The organism is Collinsella sp. LCP19S3_D3 (assembly GCF_052121455.1).
Taxonomy (GTDB): Bacteria; Actinomycetota; Coriobacteriia; order Coriobacteriales; family Coriobacteriaceae; genus Collinsella.
This window is the reverse complement of sequence record NZ_JBQKEF010000015.1, coordinates 24,744-48,943: the sequence shown is the minus strand read 5'-3', so window position 1 is coordinate 48,943 and position 24,200 is coordinate 24,744. Positions and strand designations below refer to the sequence as shown.

Sequence of the window (24,200 nt, the reverse complement as noted above, 5' to 3'; positions counted from 1 at the left end):
GCCAGCCCCAGCTCCCGGGTCGCCCGGTGAAGGCGAGGAAGAAGGGCGTGAAGGGAGCGAAGAGCGTTGCTGCCTAGGCTAGCCCCTTGTCACACAAACTACCGAAGCCTCTTGTTTTTTCCGATATGGATGGAACACTGTTGACGAGTGACAAGCAGATGAGCGACGCCACCTGGACGATGCTCGACGAGCTCGCACGTCGCGGCATTGAGTTTGTACCGTGCACGGGGCGTCCGCTGTCGGGCGTCTTTGAGGCCATCCTCGCCCATCCTGCCGTGCACTACGCAGTCTGCGCCAATGGCGCTAGCGTCTGGCAGCTCGACGAGGATGTGCCCACCGATGCCTCACGCGCCACGCGCATATTGAGCCGACCGCTCGACCGCGCCATCGCCCACCGCGTCCATAGCATTGCCGCCGGCCACGATGTGACCTTCGATATCTTCGCGGACGGGCGGTGCTTCCTCCCCCGCTCGCTCTACACGCGCCTGGACGAATTCTGCGGCGGAGATCCTCACATCGCGGCTTCGCTCAAGCGCACGCGAACGCCGATCGACATGGATATCGACAGCAAAATCGACGAGGTCGAGGTGCTCGAACGCATCGCCATGTACTGGCACGACTCAGCCGACCGCGATGCTATCGTGGCGGCGCTCGACACACTCGAAGGCATTGAGGTCACGCGTTCGTACGCCATGAATATCGAGGTCATGGGCGGGGGCGCCACCAAGGGAACGGCATTGGCTTGGCTATGTGGGCATCTGGGCGAGCCTCTCGCCGACGCCTGGGCGTTCGGCGACAACATCAACGACATACCCATGCTGCAGGCGGCGGGCCACGGCATGGCCATGATCAACGCCGAGCCCGAGGACCGCAAGGCCGCCGACGCCATCACCGAACACGACAACGACCACGACGGCGTCGCCCACACCATCATGGCCGCCCTCGCCTAGCAGCAGCAACCCGGCAGGGTAGCTAATTTGGGACGGGGCTTTTTTAGCTACCCTGGTCACAGTAGTCGTTGGGGGCACTCTTCGCGGGGCGCTGCAAGGACTGTCCCCATCTGCCGAATTAGGCGAGACTCTCCAGCACGCGACGGAGCTCCTGCTGGACGGCGTGGTCGCGGTTGCACCCCACCACGCGATCGGCGACTGCCTTGAGCGCGGGGCGCGCGTTTTCCATCGCGCAGCCCGTGCCGACAAAGCGAATGATCTCGTAGTCGTTCATCGAGTCGCCAAAAGCCATGACCTCGTCGCGTTCGACGCCATAGTGCTCCATGAGCTGTGCGATGCCCGAGGCCTTCGACACACCGGGCTGCATGGCATCGATCCACGCGTTGCCCGAAGGCGCAAAGGTAAAGAACTGGCCGAGCTCGCGCTGCAGTACGTAAGCGCTGTCCATAACGGCACCATCATCGCAAAAGATACTCGCCTTGATGATATTTACGCTGGGATCGGGCAGCTCCCAAATGCGCTCGGCATTGGGAAGGTCCTTATCCACCTCGCGCACGAACTTACTCTCGTCATCGAGCAAGAAGGACTTGGTTCGGTCAAAGAGCGCAAGATGCAGATTGGGAAACGTCGCGACGGCCTGGGCTAGCTTTCGAATCGCCAGGTGCGAATACACCTCACGGCCTACCATTTTGCCGTCGGCGTAGACCTGGGCACCGTTAGCTGCGACAAAGTCCATTTTGTCGCGAACGGGCGCAAAGAACTCGCACAGGCGATCGTAGCGGCGGCCTGACGATGCGGCAAAATGCACGCCATGCTCGCGTAGCGCCAAAATCAGTTCGTAGGTCTCGGGAGGCACCTGGCCGTTTTCGTCAAGCAACGTGCCGTCCATATCGGATGCAATCAGCTTAAACATAGAAAAGCTCCCTTCGGGCTTGCTGGAATCGAACGTGTATCCGATTCCAACGTACCCAAAGGGAGCTCAAATAAGACCCCGCAGTCATAAACGTTACATAGACCTGGCAAATAGCTCACGCGCGCCAGAGAGCCCACGGTCGCGGCGTCAGGCGACACGCCAAAGAGTGTCCCCAGCGACTAGTCGTTTAAGAACGTCCCCGATGACTAGTCGGCGTAGGTGAAGGTCGTGACGTCGAACATGCCCTCGGGGCGGATGCGGAGCGTCGGGATGACCGGCAGGGGCAGGAAGATGATGCCCATGATGGGGTCGAGCGGCGGCTCAATACCCATGGCGCGCGCCTTGACCATAAAGTCGTCGTGCTGCGCCGCGACATCCTCGGCCGTGCCCTCGCTCATCAGGCCACCGAGCGCCAGCGGAATGCGCGCCACGACCTCGCCGTTGCGCACCAGCACGTGACCGCCCTGGCCCACGGCCTCAACAGCAGCCATCATATCGGCGGCGTTGTCGCCCACCACGCACACGTTGTGCGAGTCGTGGCCGATTGTGGAGGCAATGGCGCCACCGGTGATGGTGAAACCGCGCACCCAGCCGCGACCGATATGCTTGCCGACCAGGCCCAGGCCAGCGGGGCCGTCGCCGTCGACGCCCTCGGCTTGCAGCGACACGCCGCGGCCATGGCGCTCAATCAGCATAATGCGGCGCAGGCCCTCGGCGCTCTCGGGGCGAGCCATACCCGTGATGGCCTTACCCGGCACCACGTCAATCACAGCCTCGCCCGGCTTAAAGGCATAGTCGAAAACGTCGAGCGAAAGCTTCGGCAGCTTAACAGAGGCGCGCAGCTCATCGGCAAGGGCTGCAACCTCAGCCATCTCGGGTGCGATCTCGCCCACAAAGGTGCCATCCTGCGCCACCAGAGCACCGGCGGCATATACGCGATGCGGGGCCGTGGCAAACGTCAGATCGTTGAGCACCAGCAGGTCGGCACGCTTGCCCGGAGCGATGGCGCCGCGGAGCTCATGCGGGTCACGACAGCCGTGGTCCAGGCCAAAGGCCTCGGCCGTGGAAAGGGACGCCATGGAGATGGCGACCACCGGGTCGATGCCGGCCTCGATAGCCACGCGGCAGGCATTGTCGATCATGCCGGTCGAAAGTGCATCGGAGGGAGCGCGGTCATCGGTCGCGAAGCAGCAGCGGCGGGCACGGGCGGGGTTTTCCAGCAGCATAGGCGACAGGTTGGCAAGATCATGGCTGCAGGTGCCCTCGCGCAGCATGACATACATGCCGCGGGATAGCTTGTCGAGCGCTTCCTCGGGAATCGTCGACTCGTGGTCGGCGATAATACCCGCCGCGGCATAGGCGTTGAGATCCTTGCCGGCAACAAGCGGAGCATGACCGTCAACCTGCTTGGACGGTGTCTGGTTGGCAGCATCGATGCGAGCGCAGGTCTCGGGGTCGGCCATAAAGACACCCGGCAGGTTCATCATTTCGCCCAGACCAAAGACGTCGCCCGGATGCTCGGCAAAAAACGCCTGCATATCGGCAGCAGTGATGACGGCACCGGCCTGCTCGTCGGGCAGTGCGGGCACGCACGAAGGCATCATGTACTTGATGGAGATGGGCGCGCGACAACCGTCCTCAATCATAAAGCGCAGGCCGTCTAGGCCGGAAACGTTAGCGATCTCGTGGCTGTCGGCAATAGCGGTGGTGGTGCCACGCGTCGCCGCCATGCGCGCATACTCGGCGGGACGGATGTTCGAGGACTCGATATGCAGATGTCCGTCGATAAAGCCGGGTGCGAGATAGCGACCCTGACAGTCGATAACCTCAGCTGCCTCGTACGTGCCAGCAGCGTCATCTCGACCATCGTAGAGAACACCGACAATCACGCCGTCCTTGACGGCGACGCTACCGGGCGCCACGCGCTGACCGTACACATCAACGATCTGTGCGTTGGCAAACAGTGTGTCGACGGGCACGCGGCCCTCGGCGGCATCGATCACAGACCTCATGACCTCAACGGACATACATACTCCTTTAACCGTAGAAAAAAGCTGCGGAGCGGACAGACCTTCACCGCAGCAAGCCAATAGCCATTGTATGCCCAAACGATGGGCCAGCAATACGCCCCTCTGCTTAACGGCACACACCACTTGGCGCAATGGGGACAGGCTTCTTTGCACCACTGACAAGGAGTGTCCCAAAGTGCCGGCACAAAAGGATCATCCCTAAGCGCCAAAAAGGCCGCAGTCGGAAATCCCGGCTGCGGCCTTGTTGCACTTGTGAGGTCAACTTGCTCGTTAGACCAACTTAAAGCCCTTGCGCTTGCCCACGGAAAGGGTGTCGCCCAGCTTGAGGGCACTGGGGTCGATGTTGTAGCTCTTGGGAGCCACGGCCTTGCCGTTGATCTTGACACCGCCGCCGTCAATGTCGCGACGAGCCTGACCGGCGCTGGCCGAAAGACCCAGGTCCTTGAGCAGGCCGGCAAGGTAAATCTGGCCCTCGTCGTTTACAGTCAGCTCAACGTGCTTCTCGGGGAAGTCGGCAAGCTGGCCCTCCTTGAACACACGGTCGAACTCGGCCTGGGCCTCGTCGCCGGCACCGGCGCCGTGGTAGGTGTCGCACAGGTCGCGGCCCAGAGCGCGCTTGAGCTCATAGGGATCGGCAGAGCCATCGGCCAGGGCAGCGTCGATCTTGTCGACCTCGGCCGGGGTGAGCGAGCTCGCCAGGCGGTAGTACTTGCCGATCATCTCGTCGGGGATGGACATAGTCTTGCCGAACATATCCTTGGGCGCGTCGGTCAGACCGATGTAGTTGCCATAGGACTTGGACATCTTACGGACGCCATCGGTGCCCTCGAGCAGCGGCATGGTGAGCGCGATCTGCGGCTCCATGCCCATCTTCTCCATGAGCTCACGGCCGGCGAGCAGGTTGAAAAGCTGGTCGGTGCCGCCCATCTCCACGTCAGCCTTGATCATGACCGAATCGTATGCCTGCATCACGGGATACAGGAACTCGTGCAGGGCGATCGGCGTCTGGGACTGATAGCGCTTGGTAAAGTCATCGCGCTCAAGAATGCGGGCGACGGTGAACTTGGAGCACACCTGCAGCAGACCGGCCAGGTCCATCGACAAGATCCAGTCGCCGTTGTGCACGATGGTGGTCTTCTCGGGGTCCAAGATCTTCATGGCCTGGCTCACGTAAGTCTCGGCGTTGGCCTCGATCTGCTCCTGAGAAAGCTGCGGGCGGGTGGAGTTCTTGCCCGAAGGATCGCCGATCAGCGCGGTACCGTTGCCGATGATCAGGGTGACGTTATGGCCCAGGTCCTGGAACTGGCGCATCTTGCGCAGGGGCACGGCGTGGCCCAGGTGCAGGTCGGGACTGGTGGGATCGACGCCGAGCTTGATGTTGAGGGGCTCACCCTTCTCAAGCTTCTTACGAAGGTCGGCCTCGGGGACGATCTTCGCGGCGCCCGAGGTGATGATACGCATTTGCTCGTCAACAGACAGCATTGGGTATCCTCCTTTTGCTATAGCACCCTCGCCGAAAACGGCGGTGCTGGAAGTCCATAAACTCTCATATGATAACAAACTGACGCGACGCGGCACCTACGACAGGAAAATCCTCGTCCTGCCGCATGCGTCGATGGCAACTGGCAAACGTGTACCGTCGCGCTCAACCAGATAGCGCGTCTGCCGGCGACGCAAGCAGTCGCGGCAACAGGCCTGTCCCGTCGCATCGGTGGCACAGACGCCCTCGGCGGTCAGCAGGCAGTGCTCGCACACCATAAGCTCGGGACGATCGGTATCGACGGGGCCCAGGACGCCAGGACAGGCGGCAAGCTCGGCAACGCGTTTCGCATCGTGAGCGACAAGTTCGGCAGGCAAAAACACGCGCTGCGCCCCAAGCCCTCGCAACCAGGCGAGCGTTGCCCGGTTCGCACAGAACACCGGCGCTGCCACGTCAAAGACGACGCGCAGTTCGCGAGCTATCGCCACTTGTCCCAGATTACGACAGACGATGCGGCCGGCGCGCTGCATGAGCGACCGAGTGCGCTCGATATCGCCCACACGGCAGACCTCGTCGAGCACAACAGTCGCACCGGACAGGTCGAGCTCTTCGTTCGGGTCCTGCTCCATCAGCTGCCAGGCAAAGACCAAGCGAGCGGCGACAGACTCTGCAGGTTCTTCCGGCTGCGTTCCGCTATCCATCAGAACGCCCGCAAACGGCAGCGTCTCGACAGCGCGTTTCGCAAGCACGGCCGCATCGGCCTCGGCCCGCATGCGCTCCAGCGCCGCCGCCGTTTGCTCAAGCACACCAGCGCTGCGAATCAGATACACTTCGCAGCCCGCGTCGACCTTGCGCTTGCAATGGACAACGATGCGCTCCCCCGCCGCGGCATCCACCGGGCAGGGAACCTGCGGCCAGCGTTTAGGTACATCGGGACGCGCGTCGGCGCCCGGGTAAAACCTGATCTCGAGCGTATCGCCCGCCGCCACGGCGGCATCGAGCTCGACGGTCACTTCCTCGTGTCCCACGGCAACCAAACGGCCCACACGCACGCCCTGGTTGATCGCGCGTTCAAAACTCATAAGCTCCGCGCCCGAGCGGCCTCGCAGATACGCGTCGGTAAACCCGCGGTTAAACGATCTTCCCAGCTCACGTTCGAGCGCCTGCACGGCATCGGGATCCCACGCGCCATCACGCAGCATATCGAGCGCCCGGCGCCACGCCCGCACCACGTTGTAGACGTAGTCGGGGTTCTTCATACGCCCCTCGATCTTGAGCGACGCCACCCCGGCAGCAACAAGCTCGGGTAAATGAGCAATGCCCAGATAGTCACGCGGGCAGAGCAGACGATCGCCTTCGACGGCAACGACGCTCTCCCCAGCCTCATCCACCAAATCGTATGCCAGGCGGCACGGCTGCGTGCAGTCGCCACGCATCGCCGACCGTCCGCGCCGCAGGGCCGAAAACTCGCACGCGCCCGAATAGCCAATGCATATGGCGCCATGGCAGAACACCTCGATGGGCACACCGGTAGCGCAGAGCGTCGCAATCTCTGCCACGGTCAGCTCGCGCGCCGTCGTCACGCGCTCGACCCCCAGCTCGTCAGCCGCCAAACGCACGGCGCCCTTGCTATGGACACCCGCTTGGGTGGACAGATGAATCTCGACCCCCGGAATTGCCGCATGCAGCGCGCGGGCTAGGCCCGCATCTGCCACGATCAGTGCATCGGCGCCCAGCGCATGCGCATGTGCCCCCAGTGCCACGGCTTCGGACAGCTCGTCGTCGAACACGAATACGTTGAGCGTCACGTACACGCGCGCACCATGAGCGTGCGCCACGGCACACCCGCGCGCAAATTCGTCATCACTAAACCCGTGCGCACTCACGCGGGCGTTAAATCCGCTCAACCCGGCATAAATGGCATCGGCACCTGCCGCGATCGCGGCGAGCATCTGATTGAGCCCGCCAGCCGGAGCCAACAGCTCGGGCAGTGCCAGCCCCGATGTTGGCGTCCCATTCCCGCATTGTCTGCTAGGCTCAGTCGCCCAAATCGCCATCGGCAAACTCCTTACCAAGGTATGCAATCACTCTGTTAATTGCCGTCAACCAGCATACACGAGGCTTCGCGCGGCTCGATTGGTTTATCGTGTAATAACTTATGTCCATCCTGCCCGACGCATACCCGCCGCCTGGCACGACATACTTGGAGGTCAACATATGGGTCCTCGCCAACGACAGGGACACGGTCGCTCTAAGACGCACGCTCTGCCCGTCATCCTGCTTTCGCTTTTGGGCTTTTTGCTCATCGCGGGCGTAGCATTTGGCATCGGCATGATCGGCAACGTCAACCGCTGGCTGTCCGACCTGCCCGACTACACCGACGCCAACGCCTACCTGGTCAGCGAGCCTACCGAGATTGTTGACTGCAACGGCAACAAGATCGCCAGCTTCTATACCCAAAACCGCAAGTCCATCACCAAGGACCAGGTCTCCCCGTACGTCCTGCAGGGCACGATCGACGTCGAGGACGAGCGTTTCTACGAGCACGGCGGCATCGACCTCTTGGGCATCGCGCGTGCCTCGGTGGCAACCCTTGCCGGCGGCCACGAAGGAGCCTCGACCATCACCCAGCAGCTGGTGCGCAACACCATCCTGCAGGAGGAGCAGTTCGACTCGACCATCGAGCGTAAGGTGCGCGAGGCCTATATCGCCATCAAGATGGAGGACATGTACTCCAAAGACGAGATCCTCATGATGTACCTCAACACCATTTACTATGGCCACGGCGCCTATGGCATCGAGGCCGCCGCCGAGACCTACCTCTCCAAGAGTGCTTCCGACCTCACCCTGAGCGAGGCCGCGCTGCTCATCGGTCTGCCCAACTCGCCTTCACAGTACGACCCCACGGTCAATCCCGACCTGGCGCTTTCCCGCCGCAATAAGGTGCTCGACAACATGCTGCGCCTGGGCCACATCACGCAGGAAGAGCACGATGCCGCGCAGGCTGAGCCCATCACCCTCAACGTGACCGAGATCTCGGGCAGCGGCGTCGACGTATACTCACAGCCCTACTTTGTCTCCTACGTCAAGCAGCTGCTCGAGCAGGAGTTCTCCACCGACGTACTCTTTAAGGGTGGCCTGACTGTTAAGACCACCATCGACCCCACCATGCAGCAGGTGGCCGAGGAGGCTGTGCGCTCACAGCTCGACACGCTTTCGCTCGATGGCCTGGACATGGGCATGGTTGTCGTTGACCCCAAGACCGGCTACATCAAGTGCATGGTGGGCGGCTACGACTACAACGCCGACGAGAATCACGTGAACCACGCTACGGCAAAGCGCCCCGTGGGCTCCACGTTTAAGGCCTTTACGCTGGCAACTGCCATCCAAAACGGCATGAACCCCAACGTCATTCTCAACTGCAACTCGCCACTCAAGGCCAAGGGCACCACGACCGAGGTGCAAAACTATGGCAAACAGAGCTATGGCAACATCACGCTTAAGCAGGCAACGGCATACTCATCCAACACCGGCTATATTCAGGTGGCCGAAGCCATCGGCAATGACAAGATCATGTCGCTCGTCAAAAAGCTCGGCATCGATCCCGCCAAGGACAATATCGAGGACGTTCCCGTCATGACGCTCGGCACCGGGTCCATCTCACCGCTCGAGATGGCATCGGCCTACGCCGCTTTTGCCAACGGCGGCTATTATCGCCAGCCGATCGCCATCACCGAGATCGACTCGCGTACCGGCTCGGTTCTGTACCAGCACACTGACAATCCCACGCGGGTGCTCACCGAAGGTGAGGCTGCCGCGGTTACCGACGTTCTATCCGGCGTCATGCAGGGCAGCGGCACGGGTGCCGCCGGCGCGCTGAGCGTCAACCAGCCCTATGCCGGCAAGACGGGCACCACTGACAACACCACCAACCTGTGGTTCTGCGGCTACACGCCGCAACTGGCATGCGCCCTGTGGACCGGTTATTCCGCAGGCGAGATTCCCATCCAAAAGTACGGTTCGGACCTGCTGGGCGACAGCACCAACCTGCCCGTCTTTAAGAAGTTCATGAACACCGTTCTTGCGGGCGCCGAGCGCGAGGAGTTCCCGACCGGAACGGCTCCCACGTACAAGAACAATAACGTCTGGAAGTTCTACGGCACAAACAACAAGAAGAAGGAAGAGGACGAGGATAAGGACGAAGACGAGGAAGAAGAGACGGAGACCACCGGCGGGAGCGGCAACGAGGGCGGTAACACCGGCGGCGAAGGCGATGGCGGCAGTACCACCCCTACTCCCGACCCCAGCCCCAGCCCCGATCCCAGCCCCAGCCCCGACCCTGGCCCGACCCCCGATCCCAGCCCTAGCCCGACCCCCGATCCCTCCACAGGTCAGTAGATATCAAAGCGCCCGAGCAGCTCAAATGCTCGGGCGCTTTTTGCTGGGACATACATGGCATATCGCGCGCAATCGAGATGCCACGATAGCACCGTCACAAATAGGGCGTCGGCTCAAAACCGACGCCCCTGTATTTCCACCGTCTTAGCTGGCGTTGTATACGCGCGTAAAGCTATTTACGCGCGGCGCTGAGCTTGTTAATCAGCGCTTCGAGGCGTTCGCCATCCTCGGCAGTCTGAGCGATAACCAAAATCGTGTCATTGCCGGCAAGCGATCCGAGCACATCGGGCAGCTCGGCCGCATCGACAGCCGCGGCAATGCCCGAGGCGGTGCCGGGCTGAGCCTTAATCATAACCAGGTTGTCGGTGCGCAACACACCGGTAACCAGCTCGGAGACCATGCGCTGCAGGTGCAGGTCCTCAGCCAGAACATAGATGCCCTCGGGCAGTTTGCGCAGCCCCATATCGGCGATGTCACGCGAAACCGTCGCCTGCGTGCAATCAAAGCCCATGGCGCGGAGTTCGTCCACCAGCACGCGCTGCGTACGCACGTCTTTATTGCGCACGATATCTCTGATGGCATCCTGGCGCCCGTTGCGTTTTTTAGCCATATAAAACCTCACTCCATAGATGGCGAAGACAATCTATCAGTGATTGAATAGTTTAGCGCTATTTGAGGCTATTTGTGAATAAGAACGCATTTCGAAACAATTCTATGCAAATTATTTTCGAATATGACACAGCTAGGCTATCCTTGCGCCCGTTCTGTTCAAAAAAGCAGCCAGATGCGCATACATAACGCAGCGCATAGGCTTAACGTTGGCAATCGGCCCAAACAAAAGCCCAAGGTCTCGGCGCTCTCCCTTAAGGGCCACCGCCATCTGGCGGGTCCGCACGTCGTTGAGCATATCACGCAATCGTGCCGTGCGCTCAATTGAAGACACCCCATGGGGGCTCAGGCACAAATTCTCGATACAAGCAACCAAGCGGCCATAGTAAAACCGTTGGCAGGCCAGCTTTAGATGGTTATCGTCATCTATTGCGTCAAATGGCACGCAAAGCTCTTCAAGCGCCTTGGCGTCGTCGGAAAGTCGCGAGAACATGGTGGGGTCGAATGAATCCGCAACCGATGGCGCGGCCGTATGGAAACAAGCTTCGGCGCACCCAAATACGCGTTCCGCATGCGAAAGGGCAGGCGCCAAAAAGGCGATCGCACGATACGACTCGGCATGCTGAAGACACAACTCAAACAGGGAGCGTTCATACATCACGCCGGAATGTCGACAAACCAGACCGCTCTCGACCAGCTTGGCCAGGCCTAAAGCCCGGTCTCCATCGTCGGCAAGGGCAATGGATTGCGCGTCCAACATACGAGAATGGCGTTCCCGATGCGTATCGTAGCGATCGAGCGACACCGAGGGAAATACGATATCTGCCGAGGTCTCACAAGCGACATCGAGCATTGCCAAAAACGCGTGCGGCGCAAACCACTCGTCGGCGCTCATAGCGATAATGTGGGCCCCGCGCGAAGCGGCAAAACCCTCGCGAAGGCAAGCTCCGCTCGACGGATCGTCAACGTCTATCAAATCGATGTGAATATCTCTGCCCGCGGCAACATCGAGCGAATGACGAACGCCCGGCGCAGCGTTGCGACATGCAACGACAATCTGCATATCGTAGAGGTCTTGGTTTTGGACGCTTTCGAGTGCACGCATCGCGTAGCTGGGCGAACCCTCCACAACAAGGATCACCGAAAGTCGCGGAAGCGAGCCACGTCGAAGCAAGTTATCCATCCTCTCGACAGCAATAATCAACTGCCGTTCATGGTACACCCCGGCAATAAACGCAATGAGTCGCCTGATGCGCTGCACGCCAAGAACAGATGTTGCACACGGCTCGCCCACACGAGCAGCATACTTAGATGGCTCTCGCTTCTCACCTATTCGAGCGCGACGAGCTCGGTGGGGTCATAATCTACGCCCATAAAGGTAAGGCCGCACGCCGGCGCCGTGGGACCCGCAGCAGTACGATCGCAAGCGTCAATCACCTCGCGCATCCACTCGGGATCGCGGCGATGCATGCCGATCTCGACGAGCGTTCCCACGATGGTGCGCACCATCGAATGCAAAAACGCATTGGCCTCGATGGTAAACGTGAGGATATCCTCGCCAAAGGCGACCTCGTGGCCAAACTCGGCACGCATCACGCAACGATGCGTTGGCTTGCCCACGGCAGAAGCGACCTTACAAAAGCTCTTAAAGTCCTGTTCGCCCAAAAGCGCTGGGCAGGCGGCTGCCATCGCATCCACGTCCAAAGGATAACGATGCCACCATACCGCACCACGCGATAGCACCGGACGCGCATCGCGATCGGCAATGCGGTAGGTATAGGTCCGAGAACGTGCGTCGAAACGCGCAGAAAAGCCCTTACGGGCCTTGTAGACCTCATTAACGGCGATATCTTTGGGCAGCAGCGCGTCCATAGCTCGCAGCCACCTGCGGCGCGTTAAAGCGAGCTCAGCATCCGTAACGGGCACGCTGATGTATTGGGCCACCGCATGCACCCCTGCATCGGTGCGCCCGGCACATGTCAAATCGACTGAACGGCGCAAGAGCGTCTCTATGGCAAGACGCAGCTCTCCGGCAACCGTCGTCTGCCCCGGCTGCTCGGCAAATCCGCTATAGGACGAGCCGTCATAGGCAACACGAAACACCAACGTGGCATCGAGCTCTGGAGTCAAATTGAAATCAGACGGCGCGGTCATGGGCGCTCCCAACAAACAAACAACGATATCGTGACAAAAAAAGAGGGGTACGCGAACGTACCCCTCGAATATAGCCTATGCAGACGAATTGTCTACTCAGCGGTCTCCTCAGCAGGAGCCTCCTCGGCAGCGGTCTCCTCGACAGCCTCGACCTTCTTGGGAGCAGCGGCCTTCTTGGGGGCCGGAGCAGCCTTCTTGGCCTTGGGCGTGCAAGGCTCGGTGACGAGCTCCATGATAACGATGGGAGCGTTGTCGCCCTTACGGTTACCGAGCTTCATGATGCGGGTGTAACCGCCGTTGCGATCCTGCCACATGCCCTGAGCAGCCTTGTCGAAGATCTCGGCAACGAGCTGCTTATCACCGAGCTTGGCGATAGCCAGACGACGAGAGTGCAGGTCGCCCTTCTTGGCCCAGGTGATGATCGGTTCGACAACCGAACGCAGCGCCTTAGCGCGGGTCTCGGTGGTCTTGATGCGGTCGTTCTCGAAGAGGGCCTTGGCCAGGCTCTTCTTCATGGCCTTGGTGTGGCTCGCATCGGTGCCGAGCTTCAGGCCCTTCTTAACGTTGTGACGCATGGTCTAGTTTCTCCTCAAATATGCGAAGCATTAAGCCTTCAGGCTCAGGCCCATGGACTCAAGCTTGTCCTTCACTTCCTCGATCGACTTAACACCGAAGTTGCGGATGTTCAGAAGATCGTTCTCCGAGAACTCAACGAGCTGACGGACCGAGTGAATGCTGGCACGCTTAAGGCAGTTGTAGGAACGGACAGAAAGGTCCAGATCCTCGATCTGCTTGTCCAGCTCGGCGTTGTCGTTGGTGACCTCGGGAGCGAAGATCGAAACCTCCTCCTCGACCTCGGGGGTCTCGGCAAGGTTCATAAAGGCAGCCATATGCTGGTTGATGATATTGGCGGCCTGGACCACGGCGTCGCGCGGGGCGATGGAGCCGTTGGTCTCGATCTCGAGGACAAGGCGGTCGTAGTCGGTGTGCTGACCGACACGGCAAGCCTCAACGAGCTTGGCGCAACGGGATACCGGCGAGTACAGCGAGTCGACGTGGATCACACCGATGGGATCGTTGTCGCGCTTGTTGGCCTCGCCAGAGACATAGCCGCGGCCATAGCCGATGCGCATGCTCATGGTGAGATGGCCACCCTCGGTGAGCGTAGCGATGTGCTGCTCGGGGTTGACCAACTCAAACTCGGACGGAATAAAGAAGTCCGCACCGGTGACCTCGCAGGGGCCGTCAACCGAGATGGTGGCGGTCGCCTCGTCGGTCGTGCCGAGAGCCCTGAAGACAAGACCCTTGACATTCAGGACGATGTCAGTGACATCCTCGACCATGTTAGGGATGGTCATGAACTCGTGCTGCGCACCATCGATCTGAATAGCCTCGACGGCGGCACCCTCGAGCGAGGACAGAAGAACGCGACGCAAGGAGTTGCCCAGCGTATCGCCGTAACCGCGCTCGAGCGGCTCGACGGAGACACGAGCAGACGTCTCGTTGATCTCTTCGACCTGAACCTGAGGCCTAATGAATTCTGACATGTATTACCTCCAGCCTCAGCAGCCCGGATGGACTACTTAGAGTAGAGCTCGACGATGAGCTGCTCGTTGATATCACCGCTGATCTGCTCACGCGTCGGCAGAGCGAGCACGTTACCAGACAGCTTCTCGATATCGACCTCAAGCCAGCCAGGGACCTCAAAGCGCTCGGAGGAAATCAGAGCCTCCTTGATGGGGAGGAGGTCACGGAACTTCTCGCCGACAGCGACGATGTCGCCGGCCTTGACGCGGTAGGACGGGATGTCCACGCGCTTGCCGTTCACGGTGAAGTGACCGTGGCGGACGGACTGGCGAGCCTCTTTACGGGTGCGAGCGAAGCCAAGACGAAAAACAACGTTGTCGAGGCGAGACTCAAGGATGATCATGAGGTTCTCACCGGTGACGCCGTTCATCTTACGGGCCTTGTTGAAGTAGCCGTGGAACTGCTTCTCCAGAACGCCATAGATGAACTTGACCTTCTGCTTCTCGCGCAGCTGCATGCCGTACTCAGATTCCTTGCGACGGCGCTTGGGCTGACGGATAGATTCCTTCTTGCTGCTGTAACCGAGCTCAGCGGGATCGATCCCGAGCTGACGGCAGCGCTTAAGAACAGGAGTCCTGTCGATTGCCATATTGATACGATCCTTTCAGTTACACGCGGCGACGCTTCTTGGGGCGGCAGCCGTTGTGCGGGATGGGGGTCTTGTCCTGAATGCTCGAGACCTCGAGGCCAGCAGCCTGGAGGGAGCGGATGGCGGTCTCACGACCGGAGCCGGGGCCCTTGACGAAGACGGAAACCTTCTTCATACCGTGCTCCATGGCCTGCTTGGCAGCAGCCTCGGCAGCCATCTGGGCAGCGAACGGCGTGGACTTACGGGAGCCCTTGAAGCCCACCTGGCCAGCCGACTTCCAGGAAATGACGTTGCCCTGGGGATCGGTGATCGAAACGATCGTGTTATTGAACGTAGAACGGATGTGAGCCTGGCCCACGGAAATGTTCTTACGGTCCGCGCGCTTCAGACGGGCAGCGCGAACGTTCTTCTTAGCAGTAGCCATCTATCTAGCGCTCCTTATTTCTTCTTCTTAGCACCGATCTGACGCTTCGGGCCCTTGCGGGTACGAGCGTTAGTGTGGGTGCGCTGGCCGCGGACCGGGAGGCCCTTGCGGTGACGAAGGCCGCGGTTGCAGCCGATGTCCATAAGGCGCTTGACGTTCTGGTTGCGCTCACGGCGGAGGTCGCCCTCAACCATGATCTGGTTCTTGTCGATATACTCGCGGATGGCGTTAACCTCATCCTCGGTGAGGTCCTTAACGCGCGTATCCACGTTAACGTTGCACTCGACGCAGATTTTCGTCGCAGTGGTGCGGCCGATGCCGTAAATGTAGGTCAGACCGATCTCAACGCGCTTCTCACGCGGGAGGTCGACACCATTAATACGGGCCAACGTAGTCTCCTCTCTTAACCCTGACGCTGCTTATGACGGGGGTTCTCGCAAATGACGAGGACCTTGCCATGGCGCCTAATGATTTTGCACTTATCGCACATCTTCTTGACCGAAGGACGTACCTTCATCGTTCTTCCTTTCGGTAGCGCTCAAACTACTTCCCTACTATCTACTCGCCCAGCCGCAGGCGTTTAAAACTATGGCTGGTCTTCACACACAATCCGACCGTAGGTTGAGCTAAGCCTGCAGTCGGAAATAGAGTGTGTGTATGCGTGCCGCTATTTGTAGCGATAGGTGATGCGGCCGCGGGTCAGGTCGTACGGGGAAAGCTCCACGACAACCCTGTCACCGGGGAGAATACGGATGTAATTCATTCGAATCTTGCCAGAAATGTTGCACAGAACCGAATGACCGTTCTCGAGCTCGACCTTAAACATGGCATTAGGCAACGGTTCCTTTACCGTACCCTCGAGCTCAATTGCGTCTTCCTTCTTCACAAGCAATCATCTTTCTCTAGAAAACGACAGCGATTGAGTATTCTACAACACGTATACACGCATCGTAATAACTTCGTAATGGCTCCACAACTACGGTGAACTTATTACATTTGAAATGTAAAACAAAGCCGTTCCCTGGTACCCAAGATCGCCTTGAAATGAGAAGGCATAGACCTTGGGGTCATGCCTTCGAAATTGAAAGGCGAGGTTGGGCATCAGGGGGCGGCGACTTTTACATTTCTCCGCCTTGGAGCGAACACCAGGATCCTTGCGCATCGGTGGTGAGAATCACCGGACCGTCATTGGTGATGGCGACGGTGTTCTCGTAGTGCGCGGCGGGCAGGTGGTCGTTGGTGGTGACGATCCAACCGTCGGAGCCCGTGCTCACATGGTTGGAACCCATCGTTACCATCGGCTCGATGGCAATGACCATACCGGCCTGGAGGCGAACGCCCCTCCCCTTCTTTCCATAGTTAGGAACGTTGGGGTCCTCGTGCATCACGCGGCCAATGCCATGACCCACATAGTCACGAAGCACGCCATAACCGTGAGACTCGGCGAGAGACTGGACGGCATAACCAACATCCCCGATATGGTTACCGGGAACAGCCTGCTCAATGGCAGCCTTAAGGCAATCGCGCGTGACCTCGCACAGGGCCTTGGCCTCGGGCGTAGGGGTGCCGACGAAAAACGTCCATGCGTTATCGCCAACCCAACCGTCGACAACGGCTCCCGTATCGATAGAGATGATATCGCCATCGCGCAGGATCATATCGGGGTTGGGAATACCGTGGACCACGGCATCGTTGATCGATGCGCAAATGGTCCCCGGGAACCCGCCGTAACCCTTAAAGGCCGGGGTGCCGCCATGCATGCGGATAATCTGCTCCGCGAGCTGATCGAGCTCAAAAGTCGAAACGCCGGGACGCACCATGGCTCCAACGTGGCGGAGCGCCATCTTAGATAGCGCTCCTGCCTTCTTCATCTGCTCGATTTGCGTTGCAGACTTAATCTTAATCATAGACCGAGGGCCTCTTTGACATCCCCGTATACGGTCTCGCGAGCCTGGTCACCGTTGACCGACTTGAGCAGACCCTGGCCACGATAGTAATCGACAAGCGGGCTCGTGGACTTCTCGTAGACGTCGAGACGGTTCTTGATGGTCTCGGGCTTATCGTCGTCGCGCTGATACATCTCGCCGCCGCATTTGGGGCAGGTAACATCGGCAGCAGTGCCGGTGTAACCGCAGGCGCGGCAGGTGCGACGCGAAGACAGACGATCGATGATGACCTCGGGGGCAACGTCGACCAGAAGGGCGCAGTCGATCTCGCGACCCATGGTGGAGAGCTCGGAATCGAGCGTCACAGCCTGGGCGGTGTTGCGCGGGAAGCCGTCGAGGATGAAGCCCTGCTGGGCGTCATCGGCGGCAAGGCGCTCCTTGACAAGGTCGATCACGAGCTGGTCGGGAACGAGCTCGCCAGCGTCCATGTACTTCTTAGCCTGAATACCAAGCTCGGTGCCACCCTTGACGGCAGCACGCAGCAGGTCGCCCGTGGAGATGTGGGCGACGCCAAACTCGGCGACGAGCTCCTGTGCAACGGTGCCCTTACCGGCACCCGGAGCTCCGAGCAATACGAGGTTCATGAGCAATCCTCCTCTAGCCTATTTAAAGAATCCATCGTAATCATACATCTTGATCTGGCCTTCGAGCTTGTCGACCGTGTCGAGCACGACGCCGACCATGATGAGGATGGACGTGCCGCCAAATGCCTGGATCAGCTGATTGCCCGTGAAGGAGAAGATGATCGAAGGCACGATGGCGATGAGCGCCAAAAAGACAGCGCTGGGAAGCGTAATCTTGTTGAGCGCGTTCTTGATGTAGGCCGCGGTAGCCCTACCCGGACGAACGCCCGGAATAAAGCCGCCCTGCTTCTTAAGGTTGTCGGCCGTGTCATCGGGATTGAACACCATGGAGGTGTAGAAGTACGCGAAGAACACGATGAGGACAACGTTAAGCACCCAGTTGAGCCAACCGGTCGAAAGCGCAGAGGCAACTGCCTGAATCCAGCCGATGCCGGGGAAGAACACGGCAACCTGAGCCGGGAAGTACAGCAGCGCCGAAGCGAAGATGATCGGCACGACACCCGCGGTGTTGACCTTGATGGGCAGGTAGGTGGTCTGGCCACCCATCATGCGACGGCCCACGACGCGCTTAGCGTAGGAGACAGGAATGCGGCGCTGGCCGCGCTCAAGGAAAACGATCAGCGGGATAACCAGCAGGATGATGGCGCAGATGATCACCATAGTGATGATGCCACCGCCATTGCCCTCGGTGCTGGAGAAGATCGCCTGCGGCAGACCGGCCATGATGTTCGCAAAGATGATCAGCGACATGCCATTGCCGATACCGCGCTGGGTAATGAGCTCACCAATCCACATGATCAGCATGGCGCCCGCGGTGAGCGTGCCGACGATCATGAGGTCGAAGATGATCTCGGGAGCGGCGGCGCCATTAAAGCTGATGCCGAAGCTCTTAAAGAGGAAGAGGTAGCCCACGGAGTTGAGGATTGCCAGAGCCAGGGTGAGGTAACGCGAATACTGCGTAATCTTGGTCTGACCGACCTCGCCCTCGCGGGCAAGCTCATGCAGGGAAGGCACAACGGCCTGGAGCATCTGGAGGATGATCGAGCTGGTGATGTAGGGCATGATGCCCAGCGAAAACACCGACACATAGCTCAACGCGCCGCCAGAGAAAAGATTCAGGAGGGCCATAGCACCTGCGGCGACCGAATTGTTATCGGTCGAGAAAAGGCCCAGCATCCCCTGGAAGGGAATGCCGGGCACAGGAACGTGCGCACCAATGCGGTACACGACGAGCATAGCTATGGTAAAAAGAATCTTTTCGCGCAGTTCTTTGATGCGGAAAGCATTCTTAAGACCATTTAGCACGGCAGCTCGACCTTTCCGCCGGCGGCCTCGATCTTGGCCTGCGCAGAAGCGCTGACCTTGTCGACCTTGACCGTGAACTTCTTGGTAAGCTCACCATTGCCGAGCACCTTGACGGGCTCGAACTCGCTCTTGGTGATGCGAGCGGCCTTAAGAGCGGCACCGTCGATCACAGCGCCATCCTCGAACTTACGCTCGAGACGCTCAACGTTAACAGCGGTGTACTCGATACGACGGGGGTTGCGGAAGCCCGGAAGCTTGGGCAGGCGCATAGCCAGCGGAGTCTGGCCACCCTCGAAGCCGGCACCCTTGGTGCCGCCAGAGCGAGAGCCCTGGCCCTTCTGGCCGCGGCCAGAAGTGGTGCCGTGACCCGAAGAATTGCCACGGCCAACGCGCTTGCGGTTCTTGGTGGAACCGGGCGCGGGAGTAAGATCGTGAAGCTGCATTTGCTACTCCTCTACAATCTCGACAAGGTGCTTGACCTTGAAGATCATGCCGCGGACGGACTCGTTGTCAGTAATCTCGCGAACCTCGCGGATCCTGTGGAGACCGAGGGCACGGACAGTACGGACCTGGTCCTGCTTGCAACCGTTGGTGCTGCGGACCTGCTTGATCTTGATGGTGTCAGCCATGCTTAGTTCTCCTTACCGACGAACATCTCGGAGACCGTCAGGCCACGGCGAGCCGCGACGTCCTCAGGGCTGGAGAGCTCCTTGAGGCCCTCGACGGCAGCCTTGATGATGTTGAGGCCGTTGTCGGTACCGAGGGACTTGGACAGGACGTTCTTGATGCCAGCAAGCTCAAAGAGGGGACGCACAGCGCCGCCGGCGATAACGCCGGTACCCTCGACAGCGGGCTTGATGATGATGCGGCCGGCACCAAAGTGGCCGATAACCTCGTGCGGAATGGTGCCCTCTTCGGTCACCGGCACGTGGAACATGTTCTTCTTGGCATCGAGAGACGCCTTGGAGATAGCCATGGGCACCTCAGCGGACTTGCCCATGCCAACGCCGACGTTGCCCTTGCCATCGCCAACGACGACGAGAGCGACGAGGCTCATGCGACGACCGCCCTTGACGGTCTTCGACACGCGGTTGATGTAAACGACGCGCTCCTCGAACTCGGAGGCCTCGCGCTGCTGCTTCTGATTACGAGCCATGTGCTACATACCTCCTAGAACTCGAGACCGGCGGCACGAGCACCGTCGGCGAGGGCCTTGACGCGGCCATGGTAGATACGGCCACCGCGATCGAAGGCGACCTTGGTGATGCCGGCCTCGATGGCACGCTTGCCAACGAGCTGACCGACCTTCTCCGCAGCCTCCTTGTTCGAGGTGTGGGTGCCCTTGAACTCGGCCTCGAGGGTCGAGGCAGAGACGAGCGTCAGGCTGGAGCCCTTGCTGTCGTCGATAATCTGGGCATAGATGTTGGCGTTAGTACGGGTCACGCGAAGACGCGGACGCTCGGCGGTACCCGAGATCTTGCCGCGAACACGACGCTGACGACGCTTGAGGCCTTCCAGCTTCGCCTTATGCTTGTTCATACGTAAACTCCTAAAAAGGTTGATCTTGCCAGCACCTAACGGGGTGCTGGTCTTATGCGAGTGAGTCGGTTACGACTACTTGGCGGCCTTACCCAGCTTGCGGCGGATGTGCTCGCCAACGTAGTGGATACCCTTGCCCTTGTAAGGCTCGGGAGGACGATGGCCGCGAATCTCAGCGGCGATCTGACCGACCTGCTGCTTGTTGATACCCTTGACGTTCACGTGGGTGTTGTCGGGAACCTCGAAGGTGATACCCTCGGGAGCCTCGACGATCACGGGGTGCGAGAAGCCCAGGGAGAACTCGAGGTTCTTGCCCTTCTGCTGCACGCGGTAACCGACGCCGGCGAGCTCGAGCTTCTTCTCGAAGCCCTCGGAAACGCCAACAACCATGTTGTGGATGAGGGCGCGGGTGAGGCCGTGGCGGGCACGGGTCTCACGCTCGTCGTCGGGACGGGAAACGGTGAGGACGTTGTCCTCGATGTTGATAGCGAGCTTCTCATAGACATCGAGCTCGAGCTGGCCCTTGGGGCCCTTGACGACAACGTTGTTGCCGTTGACTGCCACTTCGACTCCGGCGGGAATCTGGACAGGCTTATTACCGATACGAGACACGGTGATCTCCTTTCCTTCTACCTACCGAGCGAATTACCAGACGTAAGCGATGATCTCGCCGCCGACGTTGTGCTTGCGAGCATCGCGGTCGGTCATGACGCCATGGCTGGTGGAAATAATGGCGGTACCAAGGCCACCGCGGACGCGGGGCATGTCGGCAACGCCGGTGTACTTACGCAGGCCCGGCTTGGAAATGCGGCGGATGCCGTTGATGACCTTAGCCTTCTTGGGACCATACTTAAGCGTGATGTGCAGAGTCTTCTGGGGAACGGTGTCCTCGACATCGTAGCCCTCGATGTAGCCCTCCTCGTGCAGAACACGAGCGATCTCGACGAGCTTCTTGCTGCTCGGCATGGAGACCGTGGCCTTGTTCACAGAGTTAGCGTTACGAATGCGCGTAAGCATATCTGCGATCGGGTCTGTAAGGTTCATACAGATTCTCCTTCGTTCTTGATGAACACGTGCTCTTGGTTCTTCGCCGCCCTTAACGGCAAAGCCTAACTAGCACGTTTTCCCTGTTCCAAACGGATGCTTGAAACGCTGGTAGTGACTTACCAGCTGGCCTTCTTAACGCCGGGAAGCTCGCCCTTGAGTGCAAGCTCGCGGAAGCAGACACGGCACAGGCCGAACTTGCGGTACACAGAGTGCGGACGGCCGCAGCGCTGGCAGCGCGTGTACTCACGAGTAGAGAACTTCTGCTTGCGATTGCACTTGACGATCATCGATGTCTTAGCCACTTATATCCTCCTCACATAGAGTATTGTTCGCCCCAAGCGCCGCCCCCTTGTGGGAACGGCGCTTATAGGGCAGGTGAACCTATTTCTTGAACGGGAAACCAAAGGCGTCCAGAAGGGCCTTGGCCTCCTCATCGGTGTTGGCGGTGGTCACGAAAGTGATGTCCATACCACGCTGATGATCGACGGAGTCAAAGTCGATCTCGGGGAAGATGAGCTGCTCGGTGACGCCCATGGAGAAGTTACCACGGCCGTCGAAGCTCTTGGCGGAGATGCCGCGGAAGTCGCGGATACGGGGGATAGCGACGGAGGTCAGACGATCGAAGAACTCCCACATGCGGTCGCCACGCAGGGTAACCTTGCAGCCGATCGGCATACCAGCGCGCAGGCGGAAGGTAGCGATGGACTTGCGGGCACGGGTGATCATCGGCTGCTGGCCGGTGATGGCGCGCAGGTCGCGCACGGCACCGTCGATGGCCTTGGAATCGGTAGCGGCCTCGCCGACACCCATGTTCACGACGATCTTCTCAAACTTGGGGATCATCATGACGTTCTCGTACTGGAACTTGTCCTGAAGCTGCTGCTTGACCTCGTTGTTGTACTTGGCCTTCAGACGCGGCACATACTTCTCTTCTGCCATTGTTCACTCCTTCTTGGGGTTTTAAGCACGGGGCGTGGCCACGGTGGGTTGTCCTCGTGCCTCCTGACTGCATCCGCGCCGCTCATGGCATTTCGCGGTTTGGACTCGACGCAGCAGGAGCCGACAAAACAATCGGTACTATACGCGCATTGGGTGCGTATTTCCAGAAAAACATCGTCTGCCTGCACAACTCCACAACTCCCCCGCACAAATGGGTCCCAAAAAACAGTTGCGGTGAAATAGGGACTGTTTGGCGGCCTAACAGGCTTAAACAATCCGTATTTCACCGCAACTCATATATGGGGCGTTATTTTTGGCGAGGCAGGACCAGGTTGAGGACGACGGCGACAAGTGCGGCGACGGCAATGGAGGATCCGCCAAAGACGGTGTCGACCCATGCGGGGAATCCAGCGCCGGCAAGCGCGCCGGCCGTGCGCTCAATGCCCGTGCCAAAGGCGATAGAGAGACCCATGAGCGTGGTATCGCGCTGAGACAGGCCGTGGCGGGAAAACATGACCACACCGTTCATGCCGATGGTTGCGAACACGCCAATGGTGGCGCCGCCGATCACCGGCTGCGGAATGGACGTGAGCACTGCCGCGCACTTGGGCAGCAGGCCCGCGACGAGCAGAATGGCGGCGGCGAGCGTAAAGACCATACGGTTGACGACCTTGTTCTCGGCGATGATGCCCACATTCTGGCCAAAGGTTGCCGTGGGGACGCCGCCCAAAAAGCCCGAGAGCATACCGACGAGACCATTGGCGATCAATCCGCCCGAGATCTGACTATCGGTCGCGGGGGTATCGAGCGCAGCAGAGGACACGGCGGCAAACTCTCCCATAACCTGCACGGCGTTCACGATGGCCACAACGCCCACCACGGCGCACGCCGCTGGATCGAACACCAGACGATGGGCGCCAAACGCCGGTGGGGCAAACCAACTTGCAGTCGCGACAGCCGATAAGTCGACCATGCCCAACACCGCCGCAACGACAAAACCTGCGCAGATACCGGCCAGGATGCTGCCCAGCTTGAGCGCGCCCTTGCCGTAGTTACCGACCATAAAGGTGACGACAAACGTCACGAGCGCGACGGTCCAGTTGGTGACGCTGCCAAAATCGGCCGCGCCCTCCCCGCCTGCCATGGACGCCACGGCAACCGGGCACAGCGACAGGCCAATGACAAAGATGACGGTACCGAGCACCGGAGCTGGGAACAGAAAGCTCACGCGCTTAAACAAAAGACCGAAGAGTACGACGAGCGCGCCGCCGATAACTTGAGCGCCCAGCACGGCCTCAAAACCAAGCTCAAGACCGACCGCTTTAAGTGCCGGCACGAAGGTAAAGCTCGCGCCCATCACGATGGGCAGGCCCGAGCCGACGATGCCTTTTATGGGGAACTGTTGAAGGAAAATGTCAAGCGCCGAGAGGACCAGCGACGCCTGAATGACGGCGGCTTCCTCTTGAGGGGTAAAGCCGCAGACCGACGCGATGATGATAGCGGGCGTAACGATACCCGCGAATGCCGCCAGCACATGCTGCAGTGCATGGGGCAATACCTGCACAAACGAAACTTTTCCCGTACGCTCGAACAGGGCGTCCCCTGCCACCGACTCTGCCATTTGCGCCTCCCATACCCTAGGCAGCGGCCCTATGCCGCCCAACGGGCGGACATTATAGGGCATATGGCACAGGTAGCATTTTGAC

General features: G+C 59.8%; 28 protein-coding genes. 2 read left to right on the top strand and 26 right to left on the bottom strand.

Going from position 1 to position 24,200, the window contains the following annotated elements; translation table 11 throughout:
* Positions 1-86: 86 nt before the first annotated feature.
* The gene (locus ACTQXM_RS06990; RefSeq protein WP_441049197.1) at positions 87-950 is read left to right on the top strand and encodes a Cof-type HAD-IIB family hydrolase; all 864 of its coding nucleotides are present in this window, start codon (positions 87-89) and stop codon (positions 948-950) included.
* Positions 951-1,068: 118 nt separating this feature from the next.
* Here the strand turns inward: ACTQXM_RS06990 and ACTQXM_RS06985 are convergent, their stop codons facing one another.
* The 4 genes from ACTQXM_RS06985 to ACTQXM_RS06970 all read right to left on the bottom strand — a co-directional run bounded on the left by ACTQXM_RS06985 (position 1,069) and on the right by ACTQXM_RS06970 (position 7,430).
* Complete coding sequence (locus tag ACTQXM_RS06985) at positions 1,069-1,863, bottom strand: Cof-type HAD-IIB family hydrolase (protein ID WP_427794984.1); 795 nt, start codon at positions 1,861-1,863, stop codon at positions 1,069-1,071.
* Between the two features lie 206 nt (positions 1,864-2,069).
* Complete coding sequence (locus ACTQXM_RS06980) at positions 2,070-3,890, bottom strand: adenine deaminase (protein ID WP_441044634.1); 1,821 nt, start codon at positions 3,888-3,890, stop codon at positions 2,070-2,072.
* 273 nt (positions 3,891-4,163) lie between these two features.
* Positions 4,164-5,375, bottom strand: coding sequence for a tyrosine--tRNA ligase (tyrS, locus tag ACTQXM_RS06975; RefSeq protein ID WP_117848934.1), 1,212 nt, complete (start codon positions 5,373-5,375; stop codon positions 4,164-4,166).
* 96 nt (positions 5,376-5,471) lie between these two features.
* On the bottom strand, positions 5,472-7,430 hold the full coding sequence (locus ACTQXM_RS06970) for a U32 family peptidase (protein ID WP_441537408.1): 1,959 nt from the start codon (positions 7,428-7,430) through the stop codon (positions 5,472-5,474).
* Positions 7,431-7,590: 160 nt separating this feature from the next.
* Between ACTQXM_RS06970 and ACTQXM_RS06965 the strand changes: the two genes are divergently transcribed.
* Entirely contained in the window at positions 7,591-9,771 is a 2,181-nt protein-coding gene (locus ACTQXM_RS06965; protein WP_441537407.1) for a transglycosylase domain-containing protein, read from the top strand.
* Between the two features lie 172 nt (positions 9,772-9,943).
* On the opposite strand, the gene ACTQXM_RS06960 is transcribed toward ACTQXM_RS06965, so the two are convergent.
* The 22 genes from ACTQXM_RS06960 to ACTQXM_RS06855 all read right to left on the bottom strand — a co-directional run bounded on the left by ACTQXM_RS06960 (position 9,944) and on the right by ACTQXM_RS06855 (position 24,115).
* Positions 9,944-10,381, bottom strand: a complete 438-nt coding sequence (locus tag ACTQXM_RS06960; RefSeq protein ID WP_154516043.1) for an arginine repressor — start codon at positions 10,379-10,381, stop codon at positions 9,944-9,946.
* Between the two features lie 132 nt (positions 10,382-10,513).
* Positions 10,514-11,563, bottom strand: a complete 1,050-nt coding sequence (locus ACTQXM_RS06955) for a glycosyltransferase (RefSeq protein WP_441537406.1) — start codon at positions 11,561-11,563, stop codon at positions 10,514-10,516.
* 146 nt (positions 11,564-11,709) lie between these two features.
* Positions 11,710-12,534 (bottom strand): tRNA pseudouridine(38-40) synthase TruA, encoded by an 825-nt coding sequence (gene truA / locus ACTQXM_RS06950; protein WP_441537405.1) that lies wholly within the window; start codon positions 12,532-12,534, stop codon positions 11,710-11,712.
* Positions 12,535-12,626: 92 nt separating this feature from the next.
* Positions 12,627-13,109, bottom strand: coding sequence for a 50S ribosomal protein L17 (gene rplQ / locus ACTQXM_RS06945; RefSeq protein ID WP_271742473.1), 483 nt, complete (start codon positions 13,107-13,109; stop codon positions 12,627-12,629).
* A 30-nt stretch (positions 13,110-13,139) separates the two neighbouring features.
* Positions 13,140-14,081 carry a DNA-directed RNA polymerase subunit alpha gene (locus ACTQXM_RS06940; protein ID WP_154516055.1) on the bottom strand — a complete coding sequence of 314 codons (942 nt, stop codon included), beginning with the start codon at positions 14,079-14,081 and terminating at the stop codon, positions 13,140-13,142.
* Positions 14,082-14,113: 32 nt separating this feature from the next.
* Positions 14,114-14,710, bottom strand: a complete 597-nt coding sequence (rpsD, locus tag ACTQXM_RS06935; protein ID WP_441537404.1) for a 30S ribosomal protein S4 — start codon at positions 14,708-14,710, stop codon at positions 14,114-14,116.
* Between the two features lie 19 nt (positions 14,711-14,729).
* Positions 14,730-15,134, bottom strand: coding sequence for a 30S ribosomal protein S11 (rpsK, locus tag ACTQXM_RS06930; RefSeq protein WP_006235274.1), 405 nt, complete (start codon positions 15,132-15,134; stop codon positions 14,730-14,732).
* Positions 15,135-15,148: 14 nt separating this feature from the next.
* Positions 15,149-15,523 (bottom strand): 30S ribosomal protein S13, encoded by a 375-nt coding sequence (gene rpsM, locus ACTQXM_RS06925; RefSeq protein WP_154516058.1) that lies wholly within the window; start codon positions 15,521-15,523, stop codon positions 15,149-15,151.
* A gap of 14 nt (positions 15,524-15,537) precedes the next feature.
* Complete coding sequence (rpmJ, locus tag ACTQXM_RS06920) at positions 15,538-15,651, bottom strand: 50S ribosomal protein L36 (RefSeq protein ID WP_006363204.1); 114 nt, start codon at positions 15,649-15,651, stop codon at positions 15,538-15,540.
* Positions 15,652-15,801: 150 nt separating this feature from the next.
* Positions 15,802-16,020: a translation initiation factor IF-1 gene (gene infA, locus ACTQXM_RS06915; RefSeq protein WP_035137443.1), complete on the bottom strand. Its 219-nt coding sequence runs from the start codon at positions 16,018-16,020 to the stop codon at positions 15,802-15,804.
* Between the two features lie 232 nt (positions 16,021-16,252).
* A complete protein-coding gene (map, locus tag ACTQXM_RS06910; RefSeq protein WP_329738298.1) occupies positions 16,253-17,041 on the bottom strand; it encodes a type I methionyl aminopeptidase in 789 nt (262 codons plus the stop codon).
* The gene (locus ACTQXM_RS06905; protein ID WP_154516064.1) at positions 17,038-17,664 is read right to left on the bottom strand and encodes an adenylate kinase; all 627 of its coding nucleotides are present in this window, start codon (positions 17,662-17,664) and stop codon (positions 17,038-17,040) included. The genes map and ACTQXM_RS06905 overlap by 4 nt, the downstream gene beginning before the upstream one ends.
* Positions 17,665-17,682: 18 nt before the next feature.
* Entirely contained in the window at positions 17,683-18,969 is a 1,287-nt protein-coding gene (secY, locus tag ACTQXM_RS06900; protein ID WP_370450586.1) for a preprotein translocase subunit SecY, read from the bottom strand.
* Entirely contained in the window at positions 18,963-19,412 is a 450-nt protein-coding gene (gene rplO, locus ACTQXM_RS06895; protein WP_006235267.1) for a 50S ribosomal protein L15, read from the bottom strand. The genes secY and rplO overlap by 7 nt, the downstream gene beginning before the upstream one ends.
* 3 nt (positions 19,413-19,415) lie before the next feature.
* Positions 19,416-19,598, bottom strand: coding sequence for a 50S ribosomal protein L30 (gene rpmD / locus ACTQXM_RS06890; protein ID WP_154516067.1), 183 nt, complete (start codon positions 19,596-19,598; stop codon positions 19,416-19,418).
* A gap of 2 nt (positions 19,599-19,600) precedes the next feature.
* Positions 19,601-20,125, bottom strand: a complete 525-nt coding sequence (gene rpsE, locus ACTQXM_RS06885; protein ID WP_154516070.1) for a 30S ribosomal protein S5 — start codon at positions 20,123-20,125, stop codon at positions 19,601-19,603.
* Positions 20,126-20,139: 14 nt separating this feature from the next.
* Positions 20,140-20,508 carry a 50S ribosomal protein L18 gene (rplR, locus tag ACTQXM_RS06880; protein WP_118270231.1) on the bottom strand — a complete coding sequence of 123 codons (369 nt, stop codon included), beginning with the start codon at positions 20,506-20,508 and terminating at the stop codon, positions 20,140-20,142.
* Positions 20,509-20,583: 75 nt separating this feature from the next.
* Positions 20,584-21,120 (bottom strand): 50S ribosomal protein L6, encoded by a 537-nt coding sequence (gene rplF, locus ACTQXM_RS06875; RefSeq protein WP_370450587.1) that lies wholly within the window; start codon positions 21,118-21,120, stop codon positions 20,584-20,586.
* Between the two features lie 33 nt (positions 21,121-21,153).
* Positions 21,154-21,552: a 30S ribosomal protein S8 gene (gene rpsH / locus ACTQXM_RS06870; protein ID WP_006235262.1), complete on the bottom strand. Its 399-nt coding sequence runs from the start codon at positions 21,550-21,552 to the stop codon at positions 21,154-21,156.
* A 119-nt stretch (positions 21,553-21,671) separates the two neighbouring features.
* Positions 21,672-21,857 carry a type Z 30S ribosomal protein S14 gene (locus ACTQXM_RS06865; RefSeq protein ID WP_022094280.1) on the bottom strand — a complete coding sequence of 62 codons (186 nt, stop codon included), beginning with the start codon at positions 21,855-21,857 and terminating at the stop codon, positions 21,672-21,674.
* Positions 21,858-21,936: 79 nt separating this feature from the next.
* Positions 21,937-22,494: a 50S ribosomal protein L5 gene (gene rplE, locus ACTQXM_RS06860; RefSeq protein WP_154516073.1), complete on the bottom strand. Its 558-nt coding sequence runs from the start codon at positions 22,492-22,494 to the stop codon at positions 21,937-21,939.
* A 307-nt stretch (positions 22,495-22,801) separates the two neighbouring features.
* Entirely contained in the window at positions 22,802-24,115 is a 1,314-nt protein-coding gene (locus tag ACTQXM_RS06855) for a uracil-xanthine permease family protein (protein WP_441015023.1), read from the bottom strand.
* Positions 24,116-24,200 lie beyond the last annotated feature (85 nt).